At 66.8% G+C, this 17,742-nt stretch carries 17 protein-coding genes; 11 read left to right on the top strand and 6 right to left on the bottom strand.

Annotated features, from left to right (window positions below; translation table 11 throughout):
- Nucleotides 1-34: 34 nt before the first annotated feature.
- The 7 genes from bioB to lpxO all read left to right on the top strand — a co-directional run bounded on the left by bioB (nucleotide 35) and on the right by lpxO (nucleotide 6,723).
- Nucleotides 35-1,069, top strand: coding sequence for a biotin synthase BioB (bioB, locus tag FLG15_RS01465; RefSeq protein WP_057678874.1), 1,035 nt, complete (start codon nucleotides 35-37; stop codon nucleotides 1,067-1,069).
- A complete protein-coding gene (bioF, locus tag FLG15_RS01460; RefSeq protein WP_170922335.1) occupies nucleotides 993-2,366 on the top strand; it encodes an 8-amino-7-oxononanoate synthase in 1,374 nt (457 codons plus the stop codon). Before bioB ends, bioF begins: the two co-directional genes overlap by 77 nt.
- Before the next feature lie 191 nt (nucleotides 2,367-2,557).
- The gene (locus FLG15_RS01455) at nucleotides 2,558-2,932 is read left to right on the top strand and encodes a DUF7079 family protein (RefSeq protein WP_057678872.1); all 375 of its coding nucleotides are present in this window, start codon (nucleotides 2,558-2,560) and stop codon (nucleotides 2,930-2,932) included.
- Nucleotides 2,933-3,033: 101 nt separating this feature from the next.
- Nucleotides 3,034-3,795, top strand: coding sequence for a pimeloyl-ACP methyl ester esterase BioH (gene bioH, locus FLG15_RS01450; RefSeq protein ID WP_057678876.1), 762 nt, complete (start codon nucleotides 3,034-3,036; stop codon nucleotides 3,793-3,795).
- Nucleotides 3,796-3,839: 44 nt separating this feature from the next.
- A complete protein-coding gene (locus FLG15_RS01445) occupies nucleotides 3,840-4,622 on the top strand; it encodes an SDR family oxidoreductase (protein WP_057678871.1) in 783 nt (260 codons plus the stop codon).
- Nucleotides 4,623-4,685: 63 nt separating this feature from the next.
- The gene (gene bioC / locus FLG15_RS01440; protein ID WP_057678870.1) at nucleotides 4,686-5,570 is read left to right on the top strand and encodes a malonyl-ACP O-methyltransferase BioC; all 885 of its coding nucleotides are present in this window, start codon (nucleotides 4,686-4,688) and stop codon (nucleotides 5,568-5,570) included.
- Nucleotides 5,571-5,817: 247 nt separating this feature from the next.
- Entirely contained in the window at nucleotides 5,818-6,723 is a 906-nt protein-coding gene (gene lpxO / locus FLG15_RS01430) for a lipid A hydroxylase LpxO (RefSeq protein WP_057678869.1), read from the top strand.
- Between the two features lie 205 nt (nucleotides 6,724-6,928).
- Here the strand turns inward: lpxO and FLG15_RS01425 are convergent, their stop codons facing one another.
- Genes FLG15_RS01425 through FLG15_RS01415 form a run of 3 tightly spaced genes read right to left on the bottom strand, consistent with a single transcriptional unit; the run spans nucleotide 6,929 to nucleotide 8,953 of the window.
- On the bottom strand, nucleotides 6,929-7,348 hold the full coding sequence (locus FLG15_RS01425; RefSeq protein ID WP_104619718.1) for a ketosteroid isomerase-related protein: 420 nt from the start codon (nucleotides 7,346-7,348) through the stop codon (nucleotides 6,929-6,931).
- A gap of 43 nt (nucleotides 7,349-7,391) precedes the next feature.
- Nucleotides 7,392-8,009 carry a YdcF family protein gene (locus tag FLG15_RS01420; protein ID WP_057678868.1) on the bottom strand — a complete coding sequence of 206 codons (618 nt, stop codon included), beginning with the start codon at nucleotides 8,007-8,009 and terminating at the stop codon, nucleotides 7,392-7,394.
- A complete protein-coding gene (locus tag FLG15_RS01415; protein WP_150147532.1) occupies nucleotides 7,994-8,953 on the bottom strand; it encodes a pyridoxal-phosphate dependent enzyme in 960 nt (319 codons plus the stop codon). Before FLG15_RS01415 ends, FLG15_RS01420 begins: the two co-directional genes overlap by 16 nt.
- 157 nt (nucleotides 8,954-9,110) lie before the next feature.
- On the opposite strand from FLG15_RS01415, the gene FLG15_RS01410 reads away from it, so the two are divergent.
- From FLG15_RS01410 to FLG15_RS01400, 3 genes are all read left to right on the top strand, one after another.
- The gene (locus FLG15_RS01410; RefSeq protein WP_150145407.1) at nucleotides 9,111-9,584 is read left to right on the top strand and encodes a hypothetical protein; all 474 of its coding nucleotides are present in this window, start codon (nucleotides 9,111-9,113) and stop codon (nucleotides 9,582-9,584) included.
- Between the two features lie 567 nt (nucleotides 9,585-10,151).
- A complete protein-coding gene (gene mnmG / locus FLG15_RS01405; protein WP_017156481.1) occupies nucleotides 10,152-12,056 on the top strand; it encodes a tRNA uridine-5-carboxymethylaminomethyl(34) synthesis enzyme MnmG in 1,905 nt (634 codons plus the stop codon).
- Nucleotides 12,057-12,263: 207 nt separating this feature from the next.
- On the top strand, nucleotides 12,264-12,974 hold the full coding sequence (locus FLG15_RS01400; protein ID WP_057678865.1) for a DUF2490 domain-containing protein: 711 nt from the start codon (nucleotides 12,264-12,266) through the stop codon (nucleotides 12,972-12,974).
- Nucleotides 12,975-13,282: 308 nt separating this feature from the next.
- Here the strand turns inward: FLG15_RS01400 and FLG15_RS01395 are convergent, their stop codons facing one another.
- Nucleotides 13,283-14,251, bottom strand: a complete 969-nt coding sequence (locus FLG15_RS01395; RefSeq protein WP_057678864.1) for an alpha/beta hydrolase — start codon at nucleotides 14,249-14,251, stop codon at nucleotides 13,283-13,285.
- Between the two features lie 273 nt (nucleotides 14,252-14,524).
- The gene (locus FLG15_RS01390; protein ID WP_008578107.1) at nucleotides 14,525-15,385 is read right to left on the bottom strand and encodes a PA4780 family RIO1-like protein kinase; all 861 of its coding nucleotides are present in this window, start codon (nucleotides 15,383-15,385) and stop codon (nucleotides 14,525-14,527) included.
- A 149-nt stretch (nucleotides 15,386-15,534) separates the two neighbouring features.
- Between FLG15_RS01390 and FLG15_RS01385 the strand changes: the two genes are divergently transcribed.
- A complete protein-coding gene (locus tag FLG15_RS01385) occupies nucleotides 15,535-16,395 on the top strand; it encodes an IclR family transcriptional regulator domain-containing protein (protein ID WP_057678863.1) in 861 nt (286 codons plus the stop codon).
- A 336-nt stretch (nucleotides 16,396-16,731) separates the two neighbouring features.
- Here FLG15_RS01385 and FLG15_RS01380 read toward each other — a convergent pair whose 3' ends face one another.
- Nucleotides 16,732-17,658, bottom strand: a complete 927-nt coding sequence (locus FLG15_RS01380) for an alpha/beta hydrolase (RefSeq protein ID WP_057678862.1) — start codon at nucleotides 17,656-17,658, stop codon at nucleotides 16,732-16,734.
- Between the last annotated feature and the right edge of the window lie 84 nt (nucleotides 17,659-17,742).

Below are 17,742 nucleotides of genomic sequence, written 5' to 3'. Positions count from 1 at the left end.
TGGCTTCCAAGCCGCTGACTGTCAGGAAACTCCGATGTCTGTTGTCCTCCGCCATGACTGGGATCGCAAAGAGCTGCAGGCGTTGTTCGATCTGCCGTTTCCGGAGCTGCTGCATCGCGCGGCCAGCTTGCATCGCGCGCACTTCGACCCGGCGCAAGTGCAGGTGTCCACCTTGCTCTCGGTCAAGACCGGCGGTTGCCCGGAAGACTGCGCGTATTGCCCGCAGGCGCAGCGCTACGACACCGGCGTGAGCGCGCAGAAGCTCATGGAGACCGAAGAGGTCGTCGCCAAGGCGCGCCAGGCCAAGGCCGCCGGCGCCTCGCGCTTCTGCATGGGCGCCGCCTGGCGCTCGCCCAAGGAGCGCGACATCCCCAAGGTGGCCGCCATGATCCGCGAGGTGAAGGCCATGGGCCTGGAAACCTGCGCCACGCTCGGCATGCTCGACGCCGGCCAGGCGCGTGCGCTCAAGGATGCCGGACTTGACTACTACAACCACAATCTGGACACCGCGCCGGATTACTACGACTCGATCATCCATACCCGCCAGTACCAGGACCGTCTGAACACGCTGGAGCATGTGCGCGATGTCGGCCTGAAGACCTGCTGCGGCGGCATCGTCGGCATGGGCGAAACCCGCGAACACCGCATCGGCCTGCTGCTGGCGCTGGCCACGCTGCCGGCGCATCCGGATTCGGTGCCGATCAACCAGCTGGTGCAGGTCCCCGGTACGCCACTGCATGGCACCCAGCAACTGGATCCGTTCGAGTTCGTGCGCATGATCGCCGTGGCCCGTATCGCCATGCCGAAATCGATGGTGCGCCTGTCTGCCGGCCGCGAGGCGATGAGCGACGAACTGCAGGCGCTGTGCTTCCTGGCCGGTGCCAATTCGATTTTCTACGGCGAAAAACTGCTCACCACCGGCAACCCGGACACCGAGCGCGACCAGGCCCTGTTCCAGCGCCTGGGCCTGCGTCCGATGCAGATCACCGTCGATGCGGCCGAGCACGATCACCCCGGCACCGTCCATGCGGAGATCACCCGCAGCGCGGCCTGCGAGCACGCCGCCTGACCCGGTGCCGGGCACCGGTCGTCGGTGGCGGCTGGGCGCCCCGAGCCCGGCACGCTACGCTAGCCGGCCTTCCCTGCCGTTGAACGCCCCCATGGCTCGCCCCGATCTGCACGAACGGATTTCGTCGCTGCGTAAATTGCGTGTGGCCCAGGAACGGGTGCGGGTGCGGCGACAGGTGGGCAGGCGCGATGGCGTGCGGCTGGAGATCGATGGCCGTTGGCTGACCGGTTTCTGTTCCAACGACTACCTGGGCCTGTCGCAACAGTTCGAAGTGGTCGCCGCGCTGCAGGATGCCGCTGCCCGCGATGGTGCCGGCGCCACCGCCTCGCATCTGATCTGCGGCCACCACACCGCGCACGAAACGCTCGAACGCGAAATCGCCGACTGGCTGGGCTATCCGTCGGCGTTGCTGTTCGGCAGCGGCTTCATCGCCAATCTGGCCGTGCAACAGGCATTGCTCAGCGAAGAAGACGACGTCTGCGTGCAGGACCGGCTCAATCACGCCAGCCTGCTCGATGCCACGCGGCTGGCCGGCTGCCGGCTGCGGCGCTATCCGCACCTGGACGTGGAAGGCGCGATGCGCCAGCTCAAGGGCGCGCCCGAGGGCGCAGCGATGCTGGCCACCGACGGCGTTTTCAGCATGGATGGCGATGTCGCGCCGCTGCGCGCCTTGAGCCTGGTGGCACGCATGCAGCAAGCGCTGTTCTATGTGGACGACGCGCACGGTGTGGGCGTGCTCGGCCCGCAAGGGCGTGGTTGCGTGGCCGATGCCGGCTTGGGCGTGGCCGAAGTGCCGTTGCAGTTGGTCACGCTGGGCAAGGCGCTCGGTGGCTACGGCGCGGTGGTGGTGGGCGAAGAAGCGCTGGTGCGCCATCTGGCCGAAACCGCGCGTCCCTACATCTACACCACTGCGTTGCCGCCGGCGCAGGTCGCGGCCACCCTGGCGGCGGTGCGCCTGGCGCGTCGCGACGATTGGCGGCGTACGCGCCTGGTCGAATTGATCGGTGCGTTCCGCGATGGCGCGCGCAAGCACGGCTTCGAACTGATGGCCTCCGACACGCCGATCCAGCCGCTGCTATGCGGCGAGGAAGCAACCGTGATGGCGATGTCGGCTGCACTGGAACAGGCAGGTTTCATGGTGGGCGCCATTCGTCCGCCCACCGTGCCCGAAGGCAAGGCGCGCTTGCGCATCACCTTGTCTGCGTTGCATACGCCACAGCAGGTGCAGACATTGATCGAGGCCATCGTGCAGGCGCGCGATGTGGTCAGTCGGCAGCCGCTGCGTGCCTCTGCCTGAGGCACGTGGCAGTGCGTGGCTGGCCTGTACGCAGACACGCGTGGGCCACTCAACCACTGCAGCGATTGCACGAGACAGCTGCATGGCAGGCGACAACGGCGCGCTGAGCGTGCATTGCGGGATGGATTTCCTGCAGTGGGCCAGCCGCGCAACCGGTGCGCGCCGGCATCCAGTCGCAACCGGGTACTGACATGTCACTCGCGATGACTGGCCCAGACACGGTGGCGCAACGGCGCGTGTGGGAAGCCTTGTCGCGGCTGTATCTGGACAACGACAGTTGCGACCAAGACGGCGTTGCGCGCGTCCTGGCTGCCTCGCCCTTCACCCTGGAACAGTTGCGCACGATGTTGTTGCATGAGGTGCATCCGGTACTGATCGGCAATCTGCGCAGCATGGCTGGCGTCTGGGATGGTTTCGATCCCGATTGGCTGGCTGCGGCGATCCAGGCGCGGCGCGCACGGCGCTGGCATTGGCCGGCGCGCTGGCACCGCTGCGGTCATGCGCGTGCGCAATGGGCGTTGCTGGCTCCAAAGATCGCCGCACTGCGTGCAGCCGCCACGCATTGACGTCTGGGCGCTGCACCCAACATCGGATCTGCATGCCCCCCATCACCAGCGCGCAGTTCCACGATGCATGCCGGCACGCCACAATCGGCGACAATGCGCGCATGCATATCGATGTCATCGGCCACGGGCCTGCGCTGGTTCTCCTGCACGGTTGGGCACTGCACGGCGGCGTGTTCGCACCGCTGGTAGAGCGCCTGTCACCGCAGTATCAACTGCATCTGGTCGACCTGCCCGGGCACGGCTTCAGTCGCGACGACAGCACGCCGTTGGCATTGCCTTATGTGGTTGCAGAAATTGCGGCCGCCACGCCGCCGGCGGTCTGGCTCGGCTGGTCGCTGGGCGGGCTGTTTGCGTTGCATGCGGCCGCCACCCTGCCGCAGGTGCGCGGGCTGGCGATGATTGCCGCCACCCCGCGTTTCGTGCGTAGCAACGATTGGCCAAGTGCCGTCCAGCGCGAGGTGTTCGTGCAATTCGGTGTCGAATTGTCGCGCGACTATCGCGGCACGCTGGAGCGTTTCCTGGCGCTGGACACGCTCGGCTCGGCGCACGCACGTAGCGAACTGCGCAGCCTGCGCGAGACGCTCACCGCGCGCGGTGAACCGGCACCGGAGGCGTTGCAGCAAGGCCTCACCCTGCTCGAACGCACCGATCTGCGCCGCGCCCTGCCGCAACTCGCACGCCCCAGCCTGTGGATCGCCGGGCAACGCGATCGCCTGGTGCCTGCCGCCGGCATGCATGCCGCCGCCGCGCTCAGCCCGCACGCGCAGGCGCTCACCATTGCCGGCGGTGGTCACGCGCCGTTTCTGGGTCATGCAGATCAGGTCAGCGAGGCGCTGCAACGCTTCGTTGCGTCCGTGCCATGAGCCGATCGTCGATCATGCGACATCGCTGATCGAGGACATCTCGCATGGATCTGGGAATCGCTGGCCGCTGGGCGCTGGTCTGCGCCGCAAGCAAGGGGCTGGGTTTGGGCTGCGCACGTGCATTGGCCGGCGAAAGCGTCAATGTGGTGATCGCCGCGCGCGGCCGTGAGGCACTGGAGCACGCCGCCGATGCCTTGCGCGCACTGCCCGGCGCCGGCCAGGTGCGCAGCGTGGTGGCCGACATCGCCACGCCGGAAGGACGCAGCGCGGCACTTGCGGCCTGTCCGCAGGTCGACATCCTGATCAACAACGCCGGCGGCCCGCCGCCTGGCGATTTCCGCCAGTGGGAACGCGAAGATTGGCTACGCGCGCTGGACGCCAACATGCTCGCCCCGATCGAACTGATCCGCGCCACCGTCGATGGCATGCGCGCACGCCGCTTCGGCCGCATCGTCAACATCACCTCCAGCGCGGTGAAGGCGCCGATCGACATCCTAGGCCTGTCCAATGGCGCGCGCGCCGGCCTGACCGGCTTCGTCGCCGGGCTCGCGCGCAGTACCGTGGCCGACAACGTCACCATCAACAACCTGTTGCCCGGGCAGTTCGCCACCGACCGCCTGCGCGGCAACTTCGCCGCCCTCGCGCAGCAACAGGGCAGCACCGTCGACGAGGTCGCCGAACGCAAGCGTGCGGGCATTCCGGCGGCGCGTTTTGGCGAGCCGGACGAGTTCGGCGCGGCCTGCGCCTTTCTGTGCAGTGCGCAGGCCGGCTACATCACCGGACAGAATCTGTTGATCGATGGCGGCAGTTATCCCGGCACGTTCTAGCGCGGCGCCTTGCAGGCCCGATCGATTCCCTCCGCCCCTGCCAGGGGCGACAATAGCCTTGCCATGACCAGTACTTTCGACCCCCGCCACGTCCGGCGCGCGTTTGCGCGTGCCGCCAGCACTTATACCGCCGCCGCCGCACTTCAACGCGAAGCGGAAACCCGCCTGTTCGAATCGCTCGACTACCTGGGCGAGCAGGTGCCCAAGGTGGTGCTGGATGTCGGCGCCGGCCCCGGCCATGCCAGCGCTGCAATCAAGAAGCGCTGGCCAAAGGCACAGGTGATCGCGCTGGATCAGGCCATGCCGATGCTGCGCCAGGCGCGCAAGGGCGCGGGCTGGTGGAAGCCGTTCACGCAGGTGTGCGCCGATGCGCGCGCGCTGCCGGTCGCCGACGGCAGCGTGGATGTGATCTTCAGCAATCTGTGCCTGCAGTGGGTGGAAGACCTGCCGGCCGTGTTCGCCGGTTTCCGCCGCGCGCTGCGCCCGGGTGGGCTGCTGCTGTGCTCCACCTTCGGCCCGGAAACGTTGATCGAATTGCGCGAGGCCTTTGCGCAGACCGACCCGGCCCCGCACGTCAGCCGTTTTCCGCCGATCGCCCAATTCGGCGACGCCTTGCTGATGTCCGGATTCCGCGACCCGGTGCTGGACCGCGACTTGTTCACCCTGACCTACAACGACCTGCCCGCGCTGATGCGCGAACTGCGTGCGATGGGGGCAACCAATGCACTCAGCAACCGCCGCGCCACCTTGACCGGACGCGGTCGCTTCGCGGCCGCCAGCGCTGCCTACGAACCGCTGCGGCGGCCGGACGGCACCCTGCCCAGCTCCTGGGAAGTGATCTACGCCCATGCCTGGGCGCCGGCACCGGGCGCGCCCATCCGCGAACATGGGCATGACGTCGCCAGCGTCCCGGTCAGCGCCATCCCGATCCGCCGCCGCATCGACTGAGCGGCGGTACAGAACGCCGGCCATCGCGCATCCACTGCCAGTGAGACACAGAGTCTTGCGCCCATGCCAATGCTCGGCCGTCAGGCTCGGCGGTGACACTTGCTAGAATTCTGAAGTGACCGGCCGCACTTCCTTGGTTGCGGCTCATCTGTTCGATGGTGGCTACCGACACCGCGCAGCAATGCGCGTGCACGTGTTGGAAGCCGCTCTTACGTTTGCGGCTCCCCGCCCCCAATCGGCCTCCCCCATGTTGAAGTGGCTCCTCATCGCGCTGTTCATCGCATCGGCGCTCTACATCCATTACCGCGGTCGCGTGCGGCACCGGCTCAGCCGGCAGTTGCTGGACCATTCCACCTTCATGGCCCCGATCAACACATTGATGTACCTGTGTTCGCGCGTGCCGACCACGCCGTTCATCGATCCGGGCAAGGAATTTCCCGAGCTGGCGCCGCTGCGCGCGAGCTGGCCACTGATCCGCGACGAAGCGGTGGCGTTGCAGCAGATGCAGAAGATCCGCGCTGCCGAAGGCTATACCGACATCGGCTTCAATTCGTTCTTCCGGCGTGGCTGGAAGCGCTTCTATCTGAAGTGGTACGGCACCGCGCACCCGTCGGCATCCGAGTTGTGCCCGCAGACCACCGCCTTGCTGAAGTCCATTCCCACCGTGAAGGCCGCGATGTTCGCCGAGCTGCCGCCCGGCAGCGAACTGCGCCCGCACCGCGACCCGTTCGCCGGCTCCATGCGCCTGCACCTGGGCCTGGCCACACCGAACGACGACCGTTGCTTCATCGACGTCGACGGCCAGCGCCACAGCTGGCGCGATGGCGAGTGGACCATGTTCGACGAGACCTATATCCACTACGCGCGCAACGACACCGACCAGGACCGCATCATCCTGTTCTGCGATATCGAACGCCCGATGCGCTGGCGCTGGGCAGCGGCGGTGAACCGCTTCGTCGGCCGCAGCCTGCTCTCGGCCGGCGCCTCGCCCAACCAGGAAGGCGACAAGACCGGCGGCATCAACCGCGTGTTCCGCTATTTCTACGCCGCACGCCTCAAGGCCAAGGCGCTGAAGGAACGCAACAACCCGCTGTACCAGGTACTCAAGTGGGGCATCTTCATCCTGGTGGTGATCGGGATCGTGTTGCTGTAATCCCCGCCCACCACGTGGGAGTGCACCTGGGCGCGACCGGCATCGCCGGTAACGCCTCATTGGGCGCAAGCGCGCTCCTACATCGGCGTAGCTCCGGCCGCGATACCGCACTAATCACGCAGGAGCGCACCCGGGCGCGACCAGGCATTGCCGGTAACGCCTCATTGCGCCCAGGTGCGCTTCTACGCAGCGCTGGTCGATACGCTCAGCGCGATACCTGCGCAATCCATTCCTGCAGGTTGTAGTAGTTGGTCACGCGGGTGATCTTGTCGCCGCGCACCTCGAAGAACGCACCGCCCACCAGCACATAGGGCTGCCCGGTGGCCTCCGGCAGGCCTTCGTCGGTGGTGTGATACACGCCATGCACCACGTACTCGGCACCGACCCGGGTGCCGTCGTCGCTGGCGATGACGACCACGTCGCGCAATTGCTCGCGGTAACTGTCGTTCATGCGCTGCAGGAACGCGGCAAATTCGTTGCGGCCGATTTCGCGCGGACCTTGATTGAGGTCGTGGGCGACGTCCTCGGCCAGAAACGCCAACATGCCGTCCCAGTCGCCACGGTTGAATGCCGCGTAGTAGGCCTGGACCAGGCCAATGGCGTGTTGCCGATGGGTCTCGCTCATGCTCGAACCTGCCCGCTGGGAAAGCCGCATCATAGGCCTGCGGTCACGGCCCTTGCACCACCAGATCGCGGTGGAAGTAATACACCTCCTGCAACAGGAAGCGCCAGCTGGTGTGGAAGCTGCGAAAGCGCGTGCTGGGCGTGGACGAGGCCAGCGCGTCCACGCCCAGCTCCTGGCTCAATCGCAGTGCGCGCGCCATGTGCAGCGGGTCGCTGACGATGATCGCCCGATGCATGCCGTGCCGCTCCATCAACGTGCGCGCCTGTTCCAGGTTCTGCCGGGTCGTGCGCGATGCGGTTTCGATCACGATCGCTTCCGGCGGAATGCCGTGGCGCAGCGCATAGCGCCGGGCCACCTGCGATTCGGCAAAGCGCGCACCGTTGCCGAAACCGCCGGTGAACAGCAGCCGCGGCGCGTAACCCTGCCCGTACAGATCCAGCGCATGCCGGATGCGTTCTTCGAACACGGGCGAAGGGCGCGCATCGTAGGCCGCCGCGCCCAGCACGATGATGACATCGGCCGGCGCGGCCTGATCGCGGTCGCCGACCCATACGATCCAGCCGGCCACCGCCACCAGCCAGATCAGCGCCAGCATGCACAACCGCCAGCCCCAGCCCCACAGGCCGAGCCCGCGCGAGCGCCTGCTCACGCCGCGGCCCAAGGCAAGGCGTCCAGATCGACATTGCCGCCGGACAGGATCAGCCCCACCCGCCGCCCGGCGAACCGCGCCGGCTCGGCCAGCACCGCCGCCAGGGTGATCGCCGACGATGGTTCAATCACCTGCTTGAGCACCTGCCAGACCAGCCGCATCGCCTGCACCACCGCGGCATCGTCGACCGTGATCACCTGTGCACCGGCGTGCTGCAGCAGCGTGAAATTGGGCGCGCCCAAGCTACCGCGCAGACCGTCGCACACAGTGTCCGGCACGAAATCGACCAGCCGCTGACCGGCCGCCAGGGAGCGCGCGGTATCGGCCGCACCGGCCGGCTCGGCCAGCACCAGCGCGCAGCCCGGCGTGCAGCGCAGCGCCAGCGCGGCCCCGGCCGCCAGCCCGCCACCGCCGACCGGCGCCACCAGCACGTCCAACCCGCCGCTTTGATGCAGCAGTTCCAGCGTGGCGGTGCCCTGCCCGGCGATCACTGCGCGATCTGTATATGGGTGCACCAGCGTGGCGCCGCTGCCGGCCTGCACCTCGGCGCACATCTGTTCCCGCGCCGCGATGGTCGGCGCGCAACGCCACAACGTGGCGCCGTTCCGGGAGATATTGGCCAGCTTGGCCGCTACCGCGCCCTCGGGCACCACCACATGGCAGCCGATGCCGCGCGTACGTGCGGCAAGCGCCAGCGCCGCGCCGTGGTTACCGGATGAATGCGTGACCACGCCATGCGAAGCCAGCTCATCCGGCAGCGACCACACGGCATTGCAGGCACCGCGGAATTTGAATGCGCCACTGCGCTGCAAATGCTCGGCCTTGAAGAACAACTGCGCACCGCTGAGCGCATCCAGGCCGTGCGATGTCAGCAACGGTGTCGGCGCGCAGTGCGGCGCAATCCGCGCGGCAGCCTGCAGGACGTCGGAATGGGCAAGGGGGACCGTCTCGATCATGCCCGCAAGATTAACGTATCGCCTCCTCTTCACGGGTCGCACGCAGTGCCGCCGCGCATGCTGGATCGATGACGAAGCATCGCAATGCCACACAATTAAGGACCGATTCAATGCATCGGTTCGACAGTGGCACCATGGTTGCAGGAGGGCACCATTCATGAAATTCCGTCTGATCTTCGCCGCCGGGCTGTTGACCCTGAGCGGCTGCGCAACCTACGACTACACCGGCGGTGGGTCGGGCGGCTATTACCGTGGTGCGCCTGCCGTGCAGTATCGCTATCCGCCCGGCTACTCCCCGTACTTCTACGGCAACCCGTATGGTTTGCCATATGGCTATGGCGCCGGGTCGATCGGCCTGTACGACTACCCGGTGTACCCGGTCTATCGTGGTGGTGGCGGCTACTACTACCGGCAGTACGATCGCCGTCCGCAGTACCGTCCGCCGCGCCCGAACGGCTCGTTCAACAACGGGCAGCGCCCCGGCGGCTCGCGGCCGCAGCAACCCAATCGCCCGCCGGCGACCGGCGCTCCGCCGTCGCGGCCGCCACCGCGGATCGGCGCTCCGCCGCGTGTCATTCGCGAGATCCAACGGCAAACCGCTCCGCGAAACACACGCGAACAGATTCCGTAAGACGCTGACTGCGACCTGGCCCACATTTGGCGATATTGGGGGCTTGCGTTCAGCTGACGATTGGCCGCAAGCTAGGTGCTCTGTGTGACCCGCCACGTCATTTTTTGACCGCGCCAGCCCCACTGAACGACTTATGTCGATGTCCGACAGGGAAATCTGGATCCCCCCTGTTCCGGCCCTGTCGGATATCGGCGCCTACAAAAGCAGAAAGCCCCGGCATGCCGGGGCTTTCTGTTTTTTGTTTCGATGTTGCCTGGCGGGCGCTGCAGCGGAGGGCTCGCCGACTGGCAGGAATCGGAAAAAATAAGGGTCGGCAGTCCCCCGACTACCGACCCTTACGCTACCCCATCGCACGCGCGGCTGGCCCCTGTTCCAATTCCAGCCTTTGCGCCCATGTCGCAATGCCGCGACGGGTGCAGTAGGGATATCCGCACGAAACATGCCAACTTGAGGGTCACTTGCGCATAATGTGATTTACGTCACATTTTTAGCGGACAAGTGACCTGACCCGCCCTTCAGCCGATACTTCCGCAGCCGTTTTTCCTTTTCCGCTCCTGGTCCACGCCCATGTCCGACTCCTTCTATCGCTACGACGTCATCGTGATCGGAGGCGGTCATGCCGGCACCGAGGCCGCCCTGGCGTCTGCACGCGCAGGGGCGCGCACCTTGCTGCTCACCCACAACATCGAGACGGTGGGGGCGATGAGCTGTAACCCGGCCATCGGCGGGATCGGCAAGGGCCACCTGGTCAAGGAGATCGACGCACTCGGCGGGGCGATGGCACGCGCAGCGGATCTGGCCGGCATCCAGTGGCGCACGCTCAACGCCTCCAAGGGGCCGGCAGTGCGTGCCACGCGCTGCCAGGCCGACCGCAACCTGTATCGCACTGCGATCCGCTGCATCGTCGAGGCCCAGCCCAACCTGACCGTCTTCCAGGCGGCCGTGGACGATCTGATCATTCATCACGGCGCCAGCGAAGCCGACAGCGTGCGTGGGGTCATCACCCAGACCGGGCTGCGTTTCCAAGCGCCGTCGGTGGTGCTGACCGCCGGCACCTTCCTGGCCGGCAAGATCCATGTGGGCGAAACCCAGTACGCGGCCGGGCGCATGGGCGATCCGCCGGCCACCACGCTGGCCGCGCGCCTGCGCGAGCGCCCGTTCGCGATCGACCGGCTCAAGACCGGCACCCCGCCGCGGATCGACGGGCGCACGCTCGATTACGGCGTGATGGCCGAGCAGCCCGGCGACGACCCATTGCCGGTGATGTCGTTCATGGGCCAGGTCAGCGACCATCCGCGCCAGGTCAGCTGCTGGATCACCCAGACCACCGAGCAAACCCACGAGATCATTCGCAACGCGCTGCATCGCTCGCCGCTGTATTCGGGGCAGATCGAAGGCATCGGCCCGCGCTACTGCCCGTCGATCGAAGACAAGGTGGTGCGTTTTGCCGAGAAGACCAGCCACCAGATCTTCGTCGAACCCGAAGGCCTGGAGGTGGCCGAGATCTATCCCAACGGCATTTCCACCTCGCTGCCGTTCGATGTGCAGCTGGCGCTGGTGCGCTCGATCCACGGCTTTGCGAACGCGCACATCACCCGCCCCGGCTACGCCATCGAGTACGACTTCTTCGACCCGCGCGGGCTCAAGGCCTCGCTGGAAACCAAGGCAGTGGGCGGGCTGTTCTTCGCCGGGCAGATCAACGGCACCACCGGTTACGAAGAGGCCGCCGCCCAGGGTCTGCTGGCCGGGCTCAACGCAGCGCGCCAGGTGCAGGGGCTGCCGGCGTGGTCGCCGCGCCGCGACGAGGCCTACCTGGGCGTGCTGGTCGACGATCTCATTACCCACGGCACCACCGAGCCGTACCGCATGTTCACCAGTCGCGCCGAATACCGGTTGCAGCTGCGCGAGGACAATGCCGATGCGCGCCTGACCGGCGTCGGGCGTGCGATGGGCCTGGTGGACGACGCGCGTTGGGCGCGCTTTGCGGCCAAGCAGGAGGCGGTGCAACGCGAAACGACGCGGTTGTCTGCACTGTGGGCCACACCGGGCAATGCGCTGGGCCGCGAGGTGGCCGACGCCCTGGGCGTGACGGTCAGCCGCGAAACCAACGTGCTGGATCTGATCAAGCGCCCGGAACTCACCTACGCCACCTTGATGCGGGTGCCGACCCTGGGGCCCGGCGTGGCCGATACGCAGGTGGCCGAGCAGGTGGAAATCAGCGTCAAGTACGCCGGCTACCTGGATCGCCAGCGCGACGATATCGCGCGTCAGCAACGTCACGAAACCACGCCGATCCCGGACGGTTTCGATTACGCCAGCGTCCGCGGGCTGTCGATCGAAGTGCAGCAAAAGCTCGAACGCGTGCGCCCGCAACACATCGGCCAGGCCCAGCGTATTCCTGGCATGACGCCGGCGGCGATCTCGCTGCTGCTGGTGCATCTGGAGCGCGCGCGCCGCAGCCAGGTGGCGTGATCGACGCGACGATCGCTGCCCGTCGTCAGCGATCGTCGGGGCATCCATTCCGTAAAGGCAGCGGTGACCGCGCCAGTCATCGCGAAGCGATGGCGTGTCCCGATGCGCGAACATGCGGACGAGCAAAGGCGCCCTGAGCCGACCGAACGGTTGAAGCGGGCTCAAGCGTTATTGCTATGATTTGCCAACGACTACACATTTCGACACATGAACGCATCTCGCACGTTGTTGCCGGCACTCTTCCGCAGCGTCTGCGCCCTGCTGCTGTTGACAGCGGCATGCAGTTGGCCGGCGCATGCCAAGACCGAAGAAGACGGGCGTTACTGGCTGAGCGTCTATGCGCAAGGCAAGCTGCCGGTCGAAAACCTGTACTGGAGCATGGATGTGCATCCGCGCTGGCGCGAAGAAGGCGAGCAGTTCGATCAATTGATCCTGCGCCCGGCGGTGTTCTACCGGCTCAACCCCAAGGCCAGCGTCTGGATGGGGTACGACACCATCATCAGCCATCCGGCCGGGCAGCCATCCAACCGCGAAAATCGCTGGTGGGGGCAATTTCAATATCAATTCGATCCGATTGCCGAGATCACCATTACCAGCCGCACGCGCCTGGAACAGCGTCACCGCGAAGGCTTCAGCGATGAAGGGTATCGCGTGCGGCAAATGATCCGCGCGGTGCGCCCCAGCGGCTTCAGTCCGCAATTGTCGTGGGTGGCGTTCGACGAAGTGTTCGTCAATCTGGATCAGACGCGATGGGGCGCGCAGCGCGGACTCGATCAGAATCGGGTGTTTGTCGGCATCAACTGGAAATTCAATGCCATTGCCAACGCCGACGTCGGTTACCTGCATCAGTTCGTCAACACGCGTGCGGTGGATCGGGAAAACCACGTCTTGATGACCACGTTCCGCTTCAATTTCTGAGCGCCGCGTGCGCGGGCCGGTTGCAGGGCGAGGTTGAAAGCGGTGCGTTCAATCGACACCGGGCTGCGATGCGCTAGCCGATTCGATGTTAACTGCGAACTGCCGACGAGCAACCGATGCCGACTGCGACACTCCGCGTGGTGCGCAGCGCCCATCGGCGCCGGCATGCAGGCCGGCGCATGCCTGCATCCAGGTGTTCTTTTTGCGAGGCGGGCGAGCACGCCGTGACACCCGCACCGCCGCTGCAGTGACACCGCCGGAGTTGCGGCAGCGCGTGCGCCTCGGCACGGCACGGCTGCCACAGGTTGTCAGGCTGCCCTGCGTTCGATCGCGGGCAGCAGGCGCTGGCGCAGCGTCAACGCCGCCAGGTCCAGCGTTTCACCGGCAGCACGCAAGACGCTGCCCATGTTGATGAAGCCGTGGATCATGCCCGGGAAACTGTGCAGGGTGACTTCCACTCGCGCCGCACGCAGGCGCTCGGCATAGGCGCGGCCTTCGTCGTAAAGCATGTCGCGGTCGCAGACCACGACCAGCGCAGGCGCGACGCCTGCGACATCCGGCGCCAGCATCGGCGAGACACGCCAGTCGTTGGCCACCGCCATATCGGGCAGCAGATGGCGGTTGAAGAATTCCACCGCTGCCGCAGTCAACGGTGGCAAGCCGGCGTTGAGCGAGCGCGATGGATACAAGCCGCTGTCCTGGCGCGCGTCGGTCAGCGGATAGACCAGCAGTTGGCAACGCAAGGCGATGCCGGCATCGCGCGCGGCCAGTGCGGCAACCGCGGCCATGGCGCCGCCGATGCTGTCGCCGCAGATCGCAAGGCGCTGCACATCGGCGCCGACCGTGTCCGGGTGCGCAACCAGCCAATGCAATGTGGCGATGACATCTTCCACGCCGGCCGGCGCCGGGTGCTCGGGGGCGAGGCGGTAATGGATCGCCAGCACCTGACAGCCGGCACGCGCCGCCAGGTGCCGGCACACATCGTCATGCGACTCGAGATCGCCGACCAGACCGCCGCCGCCGTGCACGAACAGGCAGGTCGGGGCCGGGCCGGCCGCGAGCCCGGTGGGGCGATACAAGCGCAACGGCACCGCACCGGTAGCGGCATCGGCCTGCAGATCGCGTACCTCGGCCATTTCGATGCGGGGGAAGCCGAACTGCGCGCCCACCGCGCGCATCATCGCGCGCGCGCCTTCGATCGGCAGGGTTTCCATGGGCGGCTGCGCCGCCTCTTGAAGCTGGGCGAACAGGCGCACGACATCAGGATCAAACGACATGACGAACTCTCCGATAGGCGATGGTCGAGCTTGCCAGATTGTTATGAACCATCACTATTCGAATCGTTAACTAGTGCTGACGGAAAGGCCGGTGGGCCGGGCACAAGTGCAAAAAGTCCGGAATTGCTGGGAAAAGTGACCACCCACGCGTAGATCGGCCGCTCGACGACAGTGCCGGTACCGCAGCGCGCGCGTTGAATTTGCTGCATTGCATCGCGACCGATGCGCTGCTGTTGCGGACCTAGCGGCCGGCGCAGCGGCCAGTGGCGCTGCCTAGTCGTTGTCTTCGGCAGCCGCTTCGCGGCCTTGCTGGCGAATGAGGTTTTCCTGGCGCGCATCTTCGATCGAGGCACGGACGGCGCGTACATCGGCGCGACGGGTATCGAACTTGAAGCGCCCGGTAAGCACGCTGTCCGGACGCAGTTCGCCCTTTTCGAACAGCGCCCACATCTCTTCGCCGTAATGGGTGTCCAGCAGCTCGGGCGCGAAACGGCCCAGGCAGTCGCGCAGGTTGTGCACGTCGCGCAGCAGCATGTCGCGCGCGGCATTGTTGCCGGCGGCGCTGACCACCTGCGGAAAGTCGATCACCACCGGGCCATCGGGCGAAACCAGCACGTTGTATTCGGACAGATCGCCGTGCACCAGTCCCAGCGACAGCATCTTGACCACATCGCCGATCAGGCTGGTGTGGAAGGCGCGCGCCTGCTCGGGTTCCAGGTCCACCTCGCCCAGCCGCGGTGCGCTGTGACCGGCGTCATCGGTGACCAGGTCCATCAGCAATACCCCGTGGAAATAGCCGCGCGGTTTGGGCACATGCACGCCGGCATCCACCAATTGGTAGAGCGCGTCGGCTTCGGTGTTCTTCCAGGCGGTTTCAGCTTCCTTGCGGCCGAACTTGGTGGCCTTGCCCATCGCACGCGCCTGCCGGCTGCCACGCACTTTACGGCCTTCCTGGTACTGCACGCGCGCCTGGAAACTGCGTTGCGCCATGTCCTTGTAGACCTTGGCGCACAGGATCTCGGCGCCTGCGCTCACCACGTAGACAGAGGCTTCCTTGCCGCTCTTGAGTGGTCGCAACACTTCGTCGATGACGCCGTCGTCGATCAGCGGCTGCAGGCCGTTGGGGGTTTTCATGGACTAAGCGCACCGATCCGTCACAAACCAGCGACGATTATGCGGCAAGCAGGGTGAAGCGCTTACATGCCCACGCGCAGAGTGTGAGCCGGGGCATGCCATGGCGCGAGCGCTTACCATGCACGGACCTGTCCGCTACCGCACTCCTAATGCCCGAGCCCGCCTCCAGCCGCCGCAAACGTCCCGCCGCCGTGGTTGCGGCCGGCAGCGAGCGTGGCCTGCCGCATGAATTGATGCAGCAGATCGCCGCCGCCCAGGGCGATCCGGACTTCATGACCTCGCTAGGCCGCGGGCTGGTGGTGCTGAGCGTGTTCGCGCAGCACGCGCGCGAAGTGACGATGTCGCAGATCAGCCTGGAAACCGGCATCTCGCGCGCGGCGGTCCGGCGCGTGCTGCATACGCTGGCCAAGCTGGGCTATGTGGGCGAGCAAGGGCGTGGCTACGTGTTGCTGCCGCGCGTGCTGGGGATCGGCGGCGCGTACGCGGCGGCGTCATCGATGACCGCGGCCGCGCAGCCGGTCCTGGACGGGCTGCGCGACCAGTTGCACGAATCGTGTTCGCTGGGCGTGCTGGATGGCGACGACCTGCTGTACGTGGCGCGGTCGGAAACGGTGCGCATCATGTCGATCGGGCTCCGGCCGGGCACCCGCCTGCCGGCTTATTGCACCTCGATGGGGCGGGTATTGCTGGCCGCGCTGCCCGGCGACACCTTGCAGGCGTATCTGGAACGTACCACCTTGCGTCCGCGGACCGACCGCACGGTGACCCAGGCCTCGGCGCTGCTGGAGGTGCTGGCGCGCACGCGCCGCGAAGGCATGTGCCTGACCGATCAGGAACTGGAAATCGGCCTGCGCTCGATCGCCGTGCCGGTGCGCAACCTGCGCGGCGAAGTGATCGCCGCGCTCAACATCGGCGCCCAGGCCGGGCGGGTGAGCCTGCAGACGATGCAAACGCAGTTGCTGGAACCGCTGAAGCGGGCAGCGCAACGGCTGGGAACCTTGTTGAGCTAGAGCCTGACAAGGCGGTGCCGGCGCAGCATGCAACCTGGCGCTTGCGTTGCGTTGCGCTGGCGGTGCAGCGATCGATCGCACAGGTCAAGCACTTGCAAGCGCGCATCTGGCGTGGGACGACGCTTAGGCAGGCGACGGGTTGCAACGCGCGTGCACGCCAGGTGCGAATTGACTGCCACCCGGTGCTGCGGGCCTACCGGCTCGGAGCGGCGATGAAGCGTCGCAATCCGTCACTGGCGCGGGATGTGTGCAGGCGCCGGAGTTGCGACTGGCAGGCGCCAGGTCGAACATGCGCCGCGCCCGCCTCGCGGCTGCGCAGTCATCCGTCCGCTGCGCTTAGCGCGGCCGGCGCAAAAAGCGCACCACCGCGTCCACCCAGGCTGCGTGGCTGTCTTCGACCTGGGCCACGTGGTCGGCGTGCGGCAAGGTCACCCAGCTGCGATCTTCGCTGCGCAGACGTGCGTAGAGATGAGCATTGTCTGCCTGGGTGGCGATCGGGTCGTCGACGCCGCGCAACAGCAAGACCGGGAGCGTTGCGACCTGCTCGGGATGGAAGGCGAACTGCTCCATCGCGCGCCAGTCGGTGCGCACCGGGTCCGCTGCCAACGCCTGGGCGACGTAAGCCGCACGCACGGCCGGTGGTGCCGCATGGGCGGTGATGAAGTCCTCACCGGCCGCAGCGGCCGTGGTGGGTGCGCGCACGGGCCGAGCTGCCGGAACTTCCGGCGCGGGCGGTGCATCCACATCGTCCGGGAAGCCGAACAACACCAGTGCAGACATCGCCTGCGGTTGTTGCTGGGCAAGCAGCAACGCCACTCGCGCGCCGTTGGAATAGCCCAGCAGTGCGGGCGGCGGCACATCGGGATGGGTCTGCGCGACCCAGGCCAGCACGCTGCGGACATCGGCCACTGCACGGGCGGGCGTATTCCAGCCCGTGCGGTCGCGTGGGCTGCCGCCGTAGCCGCGCAGATCCACCGCGTACGCAGCAAACCCGGCTTGCGCGAGCGCCGCAAGGACAGAGCGCGCGTCACGCGGTTCGCCAGGCACCTGCAAATCGAAGTTGGGCAATGCACTCCAGGTGCGGCCGTGCACCAGCACGATCGCACCACGCGGCTGCGCGGGCACGCGCGACCACACGGCCAGCGTCTGGCCATCGTCGGTCCGCACCTGCGACACCACGGTGCCGGGCCCGGGTTGCGGTTGTGCGTGCAGCGCCACCGTGACCAAGGACGACAACAGCAGGCAGACCAGGCGACGCAGCATGCGATGTCTCCGGTTACAGTGGATTGAGCGTGGCCAACACATGCGTGCGCGCAGTCGGCAAGCGACTGTGGATGGCGCGCCAGG

Origin of the sequence: Xanthomonas phaseoli pv. dieffenbachiae (assembly GCF_008639345.1) — a bacterium.
GTDB classification, from domain to species: Bacteria; Pseudomonadota; Gammaproteobacteria; order Xanthomonadales; family Xanthomonadaceae; genus Xanthomonas; species Xanthomonas phaseoli.
The sequence above is the reverse complement of the archived record's forward strand: the minus strand, read 5'-3'. Positions and strand labels throughout refer to the sequence as shown.